This window comes from Pseudomonas sp. D3-10, assembly GCF_051132175.1.
Lineage (GTDB): Bacteria > Pseudomonadota > Gammaproteobacteria > Pseudomonadales > Pseudomonadaceae > Aquipseudomonas.
The window spans coordinates 1,936,769-1,949,613 of sequence record NZ_CP071668.1 but is presented as its reverse complement, the minus strand read 5'-3'; the positions used below and the strand labels follow the sequence as shown (position 1 = coordinate 1,949,613).

The 12,845-nt window shown below is 56.7% G+C and carries 17 protein-coding genes; all 17 read right to left on the bottom strand.

Annotated elements, in window-relative coordinates; genetic code table 11:
* Positions 1-357: 357 nt before the first annotated feature.
* On the bottom strand, positions 358-1,251 hold the full coding sequence (locus J3P90_RS08740) for a hypothetical protein (protein ID WP_434676144.1): 894 nt from the start codon (positions 1,249-1,251) through the stop codon (positions 358-360).
* Positions 1,252-1,493: 242 nt separating this feature from the next.
* Entirely contained in the window at positions 1,494-2,279 is a 786-nt protein-coding gene (locus tag J3P90_RS08735) for a C40 family peptidase (RefSeq protein ID WP_434676143.1), read from the bottom strand.
* A 3-nt stretch (positions 2,280-2,282) separates the two neighbouring features.
* Positions 2,283-2,966, bottom strand: coding sequence for a phage minor tail protein L (locus J3P90_RS08730; protein WP_165887413.1), 684 nt, complete (start codon positions 2,964-2,966; stop codon positions 2,283-2,285).
* Positions 2,967-3,006: 40 nt separating this feature from the next.
* On the bottom strand, positions 3,007-3,381 hold the full coding sequence (locus J3P90_RS08725) for a hypothetical protein (protein ID WP_434676142.1): 375 nt from the start codon (positions 3,379-3,381) through the stop codon (positions 3,007-3,009).
* Positions 3,378-4,733 carry a hypothetical protein gene (locus J3P90_RS08720; protein WP_434676141.1) on the bottom strand — a complete coding sequence of 452 codons (1,356 nt, stop codon included), beginning with the start codon at positions 4,731-4,733 and terminating at the stop codon, positions 3,378-3,380. The genes J3P90_RS08725 and J3P90_RS08720 overlap by 4 nt, the downstream gene beginning before the upstream one ends.
* The gene (locus J3P90_RS08715) at positions 4,730-5,062 is read right to left on the bottom strand and encodes a phage tail protein (RefSeq protein WP_434676140.1); all 333 of its coding nucleotides are present in this window, start codon (positions 5,060-5,062) and stop codon (positions 4,730-4,732) included. The genes J3P90_RS08720 and J3P90_RS08715 overlap by 4 nt, the downstream gene beginning before the upstream one ends.
* 38 nt (positions 5,063-5,100) lie before the next feature.
* A complete protein-coding gene (locus J3P90_RS08710) occupies positions 5,101-8,067 on the bottom strand; it encodes a phage tail tape measure protein (protein ID WP_434676139.1) in 2,967 nt (988 codons plus the stop codon).
* A 10-nt stretch (positions 8,068-8,077) separates the two neighbouring features.
* Complete coding sequence (locus J3P90_RS08705) at positions 8,078-8,326, bottom strand: DUF1799 domain-containing protein (RefSeq protein WP_030141964.1); 249 nt, start codon at positions 8,324-8,326, stop codon at positions 8,078-8,080.
* Positions 8,327-8,388: 62 nt separating this feature from the next.
* Positions 8,389-8,772 (bottom strand): phage tail assembly chaperone, encoded by a 384-nt coding sequence (locus J3P90_RS08700; protein ID WP_434676138.1) that lies wholly within the window; start codon positions 8,770-8,772, stop codon positions 8,389-8,391.
* A 3-nt stretch (positions 8,773-8,775) separates the two neighbouring features.
* The gene (locus J3P90_RS08695; protein WP_434676137.1) at positions 8,776-9,429 is read right to left on the bottom strand and encodes a phage tail protein; all 654 of its coding nucleotides are present in this window, start codon (positions 9,427-9,429) and stop codon (positions 8,776-8,778) included.
* 82 nt (positions 9,430-9,511) lie between these two features.
* Entirely contained in the window at positions 9,512-9,772 is a 261-nt protein-coding gene (locus J3P90_RS08690) for a hypothetical protein (RefSeq protein WP_434676136.1), read from the bottom strand.
* A gap of 50 nt (positions 9,773-9,822) precedes the next feature.
* Positions 9,823-10,239: a phage tail terminator-like protein gene (locus J3P90_RS08685; protein WP_030141967.1), complete on the bottom strand. Its 417-nt coding sequence runs from the start codon at positions 10,237-10,239 to the stop codon at positions 9,823-9,825.
* On the bottom strand, positions 10,236-10,658 hold the full coding sequence (locus tag J3P90_RS08680; RefSeq protein ID WP_030141968.1) for an HK97 gp10 family phage protein: 423 nt from the start codon (positions 10,656-10,658) through the stop codon (positions 10,236-10,238). Before J3P90_RS08680 ends, J3P90_RS08685 begins: the two co-directional genes overlap by 4 nt.
* Positions 10,655-11,020, bottom strand: coding sequence for a hypothetical protein (locus tag J3P90_RS08675; protein ID WP_434676135.1), 366 nt, complete (start codon positions 11,018-11,020; stop codon positions 10,655-10,657). Before J3P90_RS08675 ends, J3P90_RS08680 begins: the two co-directional genes overlap by 4 nt.
* A 3-nt stretch (positions 11,021-11,023) precedes the next feature.
* Positions 11,024-11,527 carry a DnaT-like ssDNA-binding protein gene (locus J3P90_RS08670; RefSeq protein WP_030141970.1) on the bottom strand — a complete coding sequence of 168 codons (504 nt, stop codon included), beginning with the start codon at positions 11,525-11,527 and terminating at the stop codon, positions 11,024-11,026.
* Between the two features lie 4 nt (positions 11,528-11,531).
* Positions 11,532-11,840, bottom strand: coding sequence for a hypothetical protein (locus tag J3P90_RS08665; RefSeq protein ID WP_434676134.1), 309 nt, complete (start codon positions 11,838-11,840; stop codon positions 11,532-11,534).
* A gap of 52 nt (positions 11,841-11,892) precedes the next feature.
* Positions 11,893-12,840, bottom strand: coding sequence for a major capsid protein (locus tag J3P90_RS08660; RefSeq protein ID WP_434676133.1), 948 nt, complete (start codon positions 12,838-12,840; stop codon positions 11,893-11,895).
* Between the last annotated feature and the right edge of the window lie 5 nt (positions 12,841-12,845).

Sequence of the window (12,845 nt, the reverse complement as noted above, 5' to 3'; positions counted from 1 at the left end):
CTCCTTATGGTGGAGTCAAGTTCATTCAGGCCGCTTCCGCAGGACGATGCCGAGACAATATATGGTCACCTAGAGCCACACGGAATTACGCGGTCTCGCCTGAGCCGGTTTCTGCAGCTCGGCGTCCGTTGATGTTCACAGGAGTCTTACAGCCAGTGCTAACGCAGCCCTCACCGTGCGTCACTACCAACACAGATTTACCACCAAAGGGCGTCTGAAATGCGAAAAAGCTTAGACGGCGGCACCGGATCGGCTTCGGTTGATCGAAGTCTGCCTGCTAGCGCAGGCAGACAAGACGACCTAACGGAGCATTAGGGCTAATTTCATCTCTCCTTCATAGAAAGACACGCCCTAGCACTATGGCACGAGCGGAGAAACAATCTCATCGGTGATTACTAGAGGGTCGTAATAGGAATTCGGACTGAACGTGAAATAAGCTGCACGCTTAGTATTTTTATTTAAGAGATTGTCACCTTTGTTCGGCCAAGAAGGATAGAGGGCCTCAGGGTCAGGTTTTCCGAAAATTTTGGTCAGATATTTTTCTCCAGAAACATAACTAGCCTTAGTCCCGGGAATGATGACCGCACTGTAGAAAATGCCATTAAAGAAACAGAGGGTTGCCTTATTTACCGGTTCCGCGCTGAATAAGCCAGTAAGGCCCTCTCCTTCGTAGCATACGTCTAGACCGTTCGCCTTAACTTTTTTCAGCGGCGATGGAACGTCAGAATATTTGCGGCCCAACTCGTACCCTAGCAGCTTTACCGAAGGAGTTCGATCTACGGGGATATCAAGGTCGCCGACAATGAATTTGTATTGACGAGTCCCAACTCCCTGCAACTCCACTTCTATAAACAATTTTTTTGCGATCGAAACTGACCCGGCGAACGCCACTACCTGTGATGGGATCAGTTGTTTGCCATCTGTCGTCGCGAAAAGCTCCTCGGTGATTTTTCCCTCGTCAAATTTGACATTCACGTTACAAAAGGAGTTGTCGGCGGCGGGGCACCCCTCAGTTCGACCACTATTCAAGTTAAACACTACACCCGGCTTTCCATCTTTATCATCTAAAACCATTAAAGTAACGCTAGGTCCGTCGCCAGCCAGAGGGGATGATGTTTGGCTGAAGACTATAGTGCTTGTGCCGCGCATTTCGTCTTTGATTTCTGACTTCATCCATTCCGCATGGGCAAGAGATGCAATCATCGACCCCAACCCCAAAATAACCGACAGCAACGTTGCGCCTCTGTTCATCAATACCACTCCTGTGAAAGATGGCACCAAGATATCACCGGTTGGCCGGTGTACGAATCCCAGCACCGCAACGAATCGCGATGTAGTAACGCGATGCTTCGCTCACATGATTGGAAGATGAAGCGAAATGCCAAGCTATTTGACAGCTCACGAAAAATTTGCAATCAACCCGGGCAGGTGGGTCGATGACCTTTAACCATGTCCTGCCATGGCCCACCATAAACGATGACCTCGTTAGGATTTCAGGGCTGTTTTAGCAAAGGTTTTGCGTCCCGGTGACGCCAGTAACCAACGGTGACTTCAGACCAGTACCCGCCGTACACATCCCGCTTGCTGTCGCGGTTGTAGAGGTGATGAAGAATCGATCCGGGCGCCGGGTAGTGCTCTGGCTCACTCCTCAGCACACCGTCGGCCAGGTATATCCCCGCATGGTTGGGCACCGGTGAACGGATCTGCATCAACACGATGTCGCCATGTTGCGGTACGGGTATTTTTTCGAAGCCCGCCGCGGGCAAATTTTCGAGATAGAGATTGCCGCCCTTATCCCACCAACCGTCTTCCCGCTCATAGCTGCCAAGATCGATACCCATCTCACGACGGTAAAAGTCCAGGATGATGCTGAGACAATCATGCACACCGTGGACAAACTTGCGGCCAATCAGAGGTGCCTGATACCCAACCGGCGCGAAGCTCATCAAATTCCCAGCTCGCACTACACCGTCATCGCCTTTTCGCACTTCGAGAATGTGCCAGGGCAAGCCCGACGCTTCGCAGGAGACGCGATCAGCCTCACTCGGTGTGGCAGGATAATCGGGATGGCTGTGTACCACCGCGAAAATGTCGCCCCTGTCTTCAGCGGCTGCGTAATCCTCAGGCGCCAAGCGGAAATGCTCGTTCGGCGTCGAGGCGATGTTGCGGCATGGAACGTAGATCTCTTTCCGGCCTACCCTCACCAACAGCCCACACGCCTCGCGCGGATACTCGTCGATGGCGTGTGCCTCGATTGCCGCTCTGTTTGCTTTGTTCATAGATCATGTCCGGAGCAGCCCCGCAGCGGGGAAAGAGCCATATGGGAGGGGGTTATTTTCGCCGAAACGTAGCTTGCAGCTAGTCAGGCGACCGCCGCACTTATCCTTGGCGGCGTCAGTGACGATGACATCGTTCTCGTCCGCGACGGGTGGCCCGTTGTAGCCGCAATATGGACCTCGGTACCCGCCACAGGAAAGCCACCAGCACACATTGGCTACGATCTGTCGTCGAGGCAGTTGAACTCCAGCGAAATCCAGGGCCGTCGCCAGTTCGAACTGGACGACTTCGTTGTCCTCGGCAGCCTTGCGCTCGACATACCAAATATCTGGTGGAAGTTCTTCCTCTGGGTCCGCTTCGGGCTGCCCATCGAGATACCTGCCCAAGGTTCGATGGCGAATCAGTTTCGCGCCGACGAGATCTTCGAAATACAAAACCAACGCTGTGATAAAGCCGCCAACGTTGCCCACGGAAAGAGTCGGCGTCGGTTGCGTCCCCTGCCCCGTCATCTCGAAGCCTTCAGCTTTGATCGGCCAAGGCGAATACTCTTTGCCCTGCCAAAATATCGAGGACTGCTGTGGGTAGCCATGGAAGCGGTAAAGCTCAGCGCCCAGCATCGTTGCATCGAGCTCAAAAAGCTCCACCCAAGCGCCAGGCTCCAGCGTCTGGATATCAGCCGTAATCGGCATAGAGTGTCCTCAGGAAAAATTCAAATCAGGCGAGTGGAGATCAGATGGGCCGTTTTGGGCGCTTTGCTTCGTCTGGGAAGTCAGGGTGCCCTTCCTTCCAGGCTCTGAGCGCGATTCGATAATCCCGCCATTGGCGATCTGTCCCAGGCAAGGCGGCAGGGTCAGAGTCTTCAAGCATCACGAGTTGTTCGGCCACAACGACCATCTCGGACGATGCCCAATCCGCTTCCCTTTTCATCCGGATCTCTAGCAGCGTCCTATCGGAGATAACCCACTCGCCTTTCTCCGATGCGGTGTAAAGCAGGGTGTTTTTGTCATCGGGACGCTGACCATTCATTTGAATCCAACCATTAGGGCAGTCCCCACCCACCTGTTGAAAATTGCTGCCAATCTCAGCGTAAACGCACAAGGTCATGCATGGACTCTCCAGACTTTTAAGCGACAAGTCGCGGACGTCAGTCCTGTGGCTGTTTGTCCAAAGGGGTCGCCACTGGCGTTGGATGTGTAGCTCACCCGGGTAGCCCCCGTCTGAACGACCAAGGTGTTCAAGTCCAGTTGTGAGCCCTTGGTGCCGTAGCCGCCAGAGCTGTAGAACCAACCAGCATCGCCCCACTTGCCTCCTATCAGGATCTCCGCCTGTACGATAACTTCATGCCCAGGGAACGGGTTGGCTACCGTGTAACGGCTGTTGATTGTCACCGTTGCGGGAGCTGCTTCTGTTCCGCCGTTCGGGTAGGCATAGGCAAATCCCACAGTCGCGTCAGTGATGGTCAATCTCCAATCGCTCCAGGCAGCTACGTACCTGGACCGCACGTATTGCTCACCAGTGTTGTACACGGTGTACGTCTGAGTGGTGATGCTGCTTCCGAGCTGCACGCTGATAAGTGATCCTGCGGCTGCGACAGGGTAATTCAGGGCCAACGTCGCGTTAGCGTTCGCCTGCTGCATGTAGAAGCCTGTGGCCTGAATATTGTTGAGGTTCGTCCCGGTAGGAAGATTGATCGCTGAGTTGATCCCAAGTGCAGCTTGAGCGGCTGCGAGCGTAGTCGCCCCTGTACCGCCCTGGGCAATAGAGAGCGCCGTGGTTAGTCCTGATAACGAGGTGATATCGCTATTGGCCCCTTTCGCGGCCTTATTCCCGAGCGAGGCTACTGCATCGCTGATTTGCCGTTGCAGCTTTCCTATGGCGGCAAGGATAGTGTCTGTTGCAGCCACCACAGCCGGGTTTGTCGTGAGGAGTCCGGTGAGCACGCTCGCAACGGTTCTGGCATTGGTCCAATATTTATTGACGCTACCCTCCGGGACGGCATCAGTTGAGCCGGGCGATGCGGAGAGGAGAATGTATTGGGTGCCGCTCCAGCGGTACTGATCATTGGAGTCAGCGGCGACATAGATTTTCCCTGTTTCGCCTGTAGCTGGAAAAGCGGACTCGCTTTCGAACTCCAGTACATCATCGACGTAACTGGGCAACTGTCTGGCAGGGACGGTGCCGCTGTCATCCAAAGTGGCAATCCCATTGGGTTGTCCCTTTTCGGCAGCGACTGCGTCAGCCTTCGCCTGGGCTGCGTCAGCTCTGGCTCTGGCGTCCGTTGCTGCTTCCCCAGCGAGCGAGGCTGTCTCACCCGCTTTATCAGCGGCCAGCTGTGCAGCAGTTGTCCGAACATCGAGTTCTGCAAAATTGGAATTGATGGTCTCCCCGCCCGAGCGGAGACTCTGACCTGCCCCGTCGTTAGCGCCTCCACCGATGTTGATCGGGACAATGCTCATGGGTGAAATGCCTGTTCAAAAGTTGCGGCCAGCCGGTAAACACCACCGCCTGCATGCCGAGGTTGATACTCGCTGCACCGCACCAGCAATGACTCCCCGAAAGGCTCCGTCCAGCTAAAAGCCGTAGCGCCTTTATGCGCATCCAGGAATGCCCTGATCTCAGCGATCCGTGACTTTGGTCCGGTGAATGTCAGCGGCCAAGACTGGGTTTTATTGTTCATCCCGTCCTCAGCGACCTGCTCGTATCCGTCGCCAAATTTTGCTGACTTGCGGCGAAAACTCACCGTACCGGAAGGCTCTTTATCCGGAGCCCAGGTGAAAGTTTCCATGCGGTATGTTCCTAAAAAAAACCCCGCCGAAGCGGGGATTACCGTTTGTTGATGGCTTGCCAGATTTGGCCGCCAGGCCTCAAGTCGCGAGCAATTTGCTCTTGAGCGCCCTGCTTGGCCGCCCGGGCGTAAGCTTGGGCAACGGCCTGACTGCTGGTCTCATCAGCGCCTCCAGCACCCTGCCCATCCGGCACGGCGATGTTTTGCTGAATTACCACTTGGTTGGTGCTGGAACTCTGGCCGCGACCTACCGCCATCACGGCGAGCTTGCCACCTGCTGTCCTAGTCAGCGGCATGATTGCCTCCGGCCCGGCTTCACCCATGATTCCGGTCTCTCCGCCAGCCATACCGAAGGCGGTCGGCTTGCTGACTACCGAATTGGTGAAAGCCCCACCGTCGGCAAACATCTGCACGCCCCCAGACCACGCACCACCCTTGGCCTGAATGCTTCCCGGAGTGAAGCCCGACAGATCACCGGAGTAACCAGCCTGCGTCGAGCCGGCGGAAGCAGGGCCGCCGAAATAGGAGCCAACAGCGGATGCAGCGATGCCAAACAACGAACTGAGCGCAGAGGACGTAGCCGCTCTGGCAGCCATACGAGCCATGTCAGCCAATACCGACTTTGCGAAGTCCGAGAATGACAGCTTCCCAGTCATGGCGAAGCTGACCAGAGCATCTTCCATGGAGCTAAAAGCATTGGTGAATAGGCTTTTGGTTTGCCCGGCCACATCACGCGCGCTGTCCAGATAGTTGCTGAACGCAGATGTTGCGCCGTTTCTCCAGTTTCCCTGAGCTTCAGACAACTGCTCGTAGTTGCTGAGCACGGTTTCGCTCATCTCCCGTTCGCTTCGATTGATCGCGTCCAGCTTGGCTCTGTATTCCTCAGCGCTCATGTTTCGCGCCTGGTCGGCCTTATCTCGAGCCAGATCTAAGCGTTGCTGATTCGCACGATCAGCGATGCCGTTCAGCTCGCTATTGATCGCATTCTGGCGGTCGCCAAGCCCGACTCCGTCTGCGGCACGGCTTCCAGCACGGCGCAGGGCGGCGTTCTGCTGATCCAACGCGTCGGTATAGGATTTGATGGCCTGGGCCTGCTTCGCAAGCCTCCCCTGCTCATTCGTCGCGATCACCTCAAGCTCGCTGTCAGCCTCCTTTTGCGCCTTGATCATGCTGGCTTTGGCATCGGCAATTTTTTGGTCCAACTGAATGCGCTGGGCGGCTGTAGTGCTGGCTTGGCTCTTCGATGCCTCGAGAGCTGCGATCTCCGCCTGGTAAGCTGCGGTTACCTCATCCCGCTCATTGCCGATAAGGGCTTTACGCTTGAGCAGATAGTCTTCCTGTGTGAGCAGGCCGGCTTTCTGCGCTGCTTCCAGCTCCCTCTGAGCGCTCTTGTATTCGCTGAGGATCAGCGTTAGCTGATTTTTCGAGTCGTTGAAGTCGGTGAGGTTGATGGACGACGTCGCGGTTTTCGGGTCTTTGTTCCGGTCCCGAATATTCTGGATTGTCTTCGCTACGACGGCTTCCTGAACCAGCGGGTCGTCGGGGTTTGCCCTGCGCAGCGCCTCGACCTCCCGCTTGTACTCCTTGATAAGGTCGTTGCGCTTCTCCTCGCTGGAAAGGCTGGAGTCACTGATAGCCTTCACGCGGATTCTCGCGTCGATGCCTTCACGCTGTCTCTGTGCGCTCAACCCCTGAGCTTTGGCGATGGCGTCCTGGGTGTTCTTCTGCTGGATGAGAAACTCCAGTTCCAGCTTTGAATTGGTCAGCTTGGCCTGGGCATCGGTGTCGTCCGGCATGCCATTTAGGGCACTCTGGGCCGCTGCCACACGTTGCTGCGCCTCGGTGATCTGGCTAGCCAGGGTCTGATCACGTCCGATGTTTTTTATGGCATCAGCCGTGGCCGAGATTTCTCCCTTTAGGCTTTTCCATCCACGCTCCCAGATTGAGAGGTTTTCCGTGACCTCACTGCTACGACTCTTGATGGTATCGACATAGGTGTCGGTCAGCAGTTTGGCCGCGCCGATAGTGTCGCCCTGCTCTTTCAGCGCGACGATTTGCGCATACGTCGTTGCCGTCAGGAAGTTGTATTGATCGTTGAGCTCTTTCGCGGCTGCGACTGGGTCTTTTCCGATCTTCACGAACTCGGCGATCGTTTCCTCCACGGCCCGGCCAGTGGCCTTTTCCATTTCCAGCGCCGCGGTCGCAACCCCTTCAAAACTGCTGCTCGCAATCTTGCCGCTGCTAGCAAGCTTTGCCAGTACCTCCGACGCTGCGCCAGTTGTGCCGACGGTTGCGGCCACCTGTTGCGCCATGTTGGACAGAGTGTCAGCCGAAGTGCCCGCAGCGTTTCCGGTAAGGATGATCGATTTCTGAAACTCGACCGCCTCTTCACTGCCTGAAACGAAAGCGTATCCGAGGGTAGCAACAGCCGCAGCGGCAACCGTGAAGGGATTAACAAGGCCAAGGATGTATCCGCCTAGGGCTCGCGCGGCGGGACCAATGCCGCCGAACATATCCTTGAGTTGGCCGCCTTGCTGGAGCAGGACAGTCATCGGAGACTGACCGCCCTGGAGCGACACGACGATATCAGTGAATTGAGCAGGGACTCCACGCAACGCAGCAGCCGTCTGCTTAGCCGTGTTACCGGTGCGAGTGAGCGAGTCGTCGAAGCCCCCGAGGCTCGCCCGAGACTGCTCAATCTTGGCCTGATACTCGCTAAAGGTGGCTGCATCGAGCGCGCCGAGCTTCTTCTGCTTCGCTAGCCTGCTTTCAAGCTCGTCCAGCCGTCCTAGGGCCTTCACCGTCGGATCAATCTCGCCGAGGAGCTCGCTCAGCTCATCCTTCTGCTTCTTGATCGATTCCGATGCCTTGTCCGCGCCCTTGGCAACACCCTCAGCGGCTTTTTCTGCGCGGGCACCCGCAGCGGTGAGCTTATCGAGATCGGAGCTCGCTTGCGCAGCATCAGTCGAATCAACCTTGATGCCGAGTTCAGCAATAGAAGTCATTCAGGCTCCGTTATTTCGATTCGCTCATCACGAGCATGGCTTCTGCTTCCATGACACGGATGTCGTGGAAGGCTTCTGATAATTCGCGCCGCGTTATGCCCAGCATGCTTGCCACTGGCGGGAGTGCGCTGTAGTCCAAGCCAGAGGCTCCGCCCATTCCCGTTCGCCACTGAGTCGACATTGCCTCGAACAGCAGGAAAGCCCGCCAGTTGTCCGGCCAAACCTCGTATTCAGTCTCGGGAATGTCGTCTAACGTCATGCCGAAGGCTGCTAGGGCTGCCTCGGATGGCCCCGGCTCGTACATGACGCGAGCGGCGCCGGTCAGTTTCCCAAGCGGGCCGACTGATAGGCGTTTTGGTAGGCAGAAAGCACCGCCTGCGGTGCGCCAACGCAGGTGGTGACAAGCGCTGTCAGCGACTCATCCGACAGCTTCTCGTCAAAGGCCCAATCGGCAATGATGTCCTTGAGCTGGCCGACCTGGATGTCTATTTCTGCCACCGTGGCCTCATGCCAAGAGAGACCGTCCTCCTGGACCTTCGTCGCATGATCCTCACGGACGGCGTTCCACTTGTCGAAGTGAGCAGCCAGGGCCAGGCGATCCAGATACTTAAATTCGAACTCAACGCTGACCGGATCAGCGCCCACGCGCGGGATGGCGACCTTCGTTTTGAAGGTCGGGTTTTGAGCAATCTTGATCTTTGCCATGGCTTATACCGCCGCAGCGTATCGGGTTGGGCGAGCGGCCAGAGACAGCGTGACAGTCCGGGTCATGATGCTGTTCCGGGACAATGTCGGAGTAGACGTGATCGACACGTATGCGTGGTAGTAGATGACGGAGCCATTGGGCAAAGTCAGCCGCACAACGCGAGGCTCGCGATCTTCATCAGCCGCCTCACAAACCGCAACGTAAGGAAGCGATGGGTCATCAGCAACGGTGATAGCCATGCTGATCGGAGACTTCGTTGTCGGCAGTTGACGGTCGTCCGACTCTTCAAGGAAGCCGAAGGTGGTGAACTGCTGTTCACCGCCAGAGCTGTTGCTGTCGGTGACTTGGCTGATTTGCGCCCAACCACTCGCAACACGGACAGCCCCTGCCCCCGCTCCAGCGGTATAGACCGTGGTGTTGGTGGTGTTGATGCCTTCCAGTTCGAACGAGCCGGCATCAGAACCGGCGACACGAACAACCTTGTCGTTCAGGCGAGTCCAACCCGAAGTAACCACCAAAATGTCGCCATTCGACAGGCCGTGCGCAGCGGCATTTGCCACCGCAGGGTTAGCGTTACTGATGGCGGTCACTGGAGTCGGTGGGCTGAATGTGGCAGCAATTTCAAGGATGGAGCCGTTGGGGAGAATGGCGCTCATGTATTTCCCTCTGTTTAGAAATGACAGAACCCGCTCAATGGCGGGTTCAGGGTTTGCCCAACGGGCGAATTTGGATGGACTGCTACTCAGGAATTCGACAGCTCTCGTATTCCTCAAGGGGCAGTCCTGATGCGGAGCCAACGACGACACCGGTCAGCCCACAATGAGGACAACAGGCATGTTTCTCGTTGTGCCACTTCGTGATTTGGTCCGGTTTCGACCATTGGCCGCAGGCGCTGCAAATGCATTTTTCGCTAGCGTTGATCTCCTCACGGTTGTTCCAACCATGATCGTCGGCTGACTCATCCAGCCACTGCAGGCGCGCCTTCGTTGCATCATCCATGGAGGAGTCCCGATTACGTCTATTCAGAGATGATTCTAGCGCGACGTCGCTCAGTTGGTGTCGGACCGATATTGGAACGAAGCAGATACCGTGAAACTGTTGCCGTCTGGAATTCCTGGGCCGGGCGCAACCGGCGTCATCACTGACACGACTAATCCGGCGCGAGCAACTCGCAGATTCAAGGGGAACAAAGCCGCCAACTCATCCACGATGCTGCTTGCCTCGGTCCGGTACTTCCCGGACGGCGTCACGATATTCACCTGAAACACGCCGGTATAGAGGCGGTGATCGCCGCTTAGCGTGTTGCTGGCCGTGACTGACGGCAGCGTGAAGGCTCGGAGATACGTCTCGGCGGCGCCTGGCGTATATGCCTCGTTCTCCACCACGACCTTCATTGGCTTGGCTCTAGCCTTGGCCCAGGCAAGCAGGCGCGACTCTAACGCTGCAGCGATGATGTTGTGGCTCATATTTTATGGTTCCTGATGGCCTCCAGGACAATTTGCTGGAAACGCGCCTGAGTGATTCGCACCATTCCCCCCGGAGCTTGGTCGGAATGGCCGTACTCTAGCGGTATCGCATAAGGCAAATTGTTCACAATGAACGCCGTGGTTCCTGCCCGGAAGAAAATCGACCCTTCTGCGATGCGTGCTGTTGCTGCCGCTCCGGTCGGATCAACCACTCCAAGCGTCCCTTCCGGCGGCGCATCGATGGACATCTGCCAATTGCCACGGAATCGCCCGGTATCTACCGGAGACATTCGAATCAGCGAGTTACCGATTTCAATGATGATCTCGCGAAGGCTAGCGTCCACCGCCTCTTGGGCCTGTTTGGCAAACTCGGCCAGTTGGAGCGAAAAGCTGCCTTGCCGGCCTGCGTAAGTGTTCATGAACGGACCTGCAATTCGTATATCAGCGGCGTGCCGGCTGGGTTGACCTCCTTAACGTTGATTACCGTCCAGGTATTCCCCTGGATCTCGGCAGTGATCATTGGCTTCGGCTTCCAATCCAAGCCCAACGCCGCAATCTTCAGCTTCTTGTCGCCACGCACTATCAGGGTGTCGGCTTGAAACTCGAAGCCGGTGAAATCGAGCAGGATGCCCTGGGCTATTTGCTCGAGGATGACCTCCGCGCCTTCCGGATTGTCAGGATCGTATTCGCCAGGCTGAACATCGCGCAGCGTAACTGCTTGGCCGTACTGTGTGATCAGCCGTAAGGCCGTTGCTGCCATCCGGTCGTAAAACTCGCTCATCGGCTAAGCCCTTACGGCGAACAACCCACGTTTGAGAAGGTAGTCCGCAAATTGCGTGCGGCTTGGCCTATCCGGAGCAGCCGGAAGCAGCCTGCCGCTGGTATTAGAAATCGTCGCGTACTCAGTCTCGACGGCGCCTTCGACCCGCTCCCGAATAACCGCGCCCTTGCGCGTCTCGATAGGATCGATGTCGTCGCGATGAATCTCCGCTGCGAGAGCCATTTGGCCGTAAGGAATGCGCGCCGGAAGGTAGTCGTTCGGCTTGATCTCACAATCCAGTTGAATACCCCGGCGCGGCCACGCCAGGGCCTGATCGCTAGACATCTTCTGCCCTTTCCAGGCCATGCCATTCATCGCCAAGGCGGCCCGGCGAAGCAGTGCTTCTTGCGCGGGGGTATCCGCAGGGATGGCGACGCCGAATTTCGCGGCGTAACGGACTAAATCCTCAGCGCTCGAATAGCTTTCGGCATCAGGCTTACCAGTGCCGTCCTCGATGATGAGTGTCATGGAATCAGCTCGCAGGAATGTGTTTTACGATTTCAGCCTTCGGCGCCTTCGGATCAAACTCAATGCCCTGGGCAGTGAGCCAATTCCTCAGATCCGCCACTCCCATTTTGGCCGGCTCTGTTTCCACTGCGCCACCGGCTTCGACAACATCCACTTGAACCTTGGCGGTCCTGTAGGCATCGACGACGACCGGCCAATCGCCGATCACTGTGACCTTCGTTACGCCCGACTCCGGCTTCTCGAAATAAACGGGGTTGCGATAACGCTTGTCCAGATCGAAGTCCCTGGTTTGTGCCGAATAAGTAAGTTCCATGTCGCTCTCCAAAAGCGGCCCGTTACAGGCCGCTGGCTAAAGGTGAACGCCTTTAAGGCGCGGACAGGTCGATCAAGACGCCTGCGGTAACCTTGTCGCTGGTGGCGTACTTGATCCAGTTAGCTCCGGTTCCGATAGCAGCCAGGTTAGGGTTCACACCACCGGTAGAGTCATTCCAGCTGTAACCCAGAAGGTCCAGGTTGAATGTCCCTTCGGCGCGGAAGCCCATCGCCAAGTTTTCCTGGGTGTTGATCGGGTACGAACGGAAGCCCGGAGCTTGAGACTCGGTGATTTTGATCGCGCCGGCTTGCAGGCCGAAGATGGTTTCCGCTGGGATCGTGTCCGAGACCAGAACGGGCTTGCCCATGGTTCCAGGTTGGCCGCCGTAGATGACCACACCCGCCTCTTCGTAGACCTTTTCGGTAATGGCCTGATCGACCATGTCGAAGTAGGTCGCCGAGTCCATGGTCCACAACGCAATACGACCGAAGCGATCGCCAAACTTGCGCATGCCTTTGGTCAGCGCCTTCTTGCCATCGGTGGCGAAGCTGGCAGTGGCAACCATGTTCGGATTTGCACCGATAGCAGCCTTCAGGGCTGCCATCGCGTACTGGATGAATCCTTCGAGAACCGCATCGGCGTAGTCAATCCCCACCAATTCGGAAAACTCCTCCGGGGAACGCGCTCGGCGCTTAAACGCCTCTTCAGTGGTTTCGTAAGGACCGTACTTGAACGGCACCTTCACACCGACCATCTCACCAGAGCCGATCTTCTGGCCGGCCACCGTTGCAGTCGAATTGACGTCACGGTGTGCGATGGAGCCGCCGAGCTTGTAGAAAGCACGCTTGCGCAAGTCACCTTCGATCAGCTCGTTATCCAGCACCAGAGCGCCATTGGAAGACGCGTTGAACACATCGATCACATCCTGGATGCGCTCCAGGTAGGCGGTCTGAGCAAGATCGTTGTAAACGATCATGTCCGTGTTGACGGTAGTCGGCATGGGTT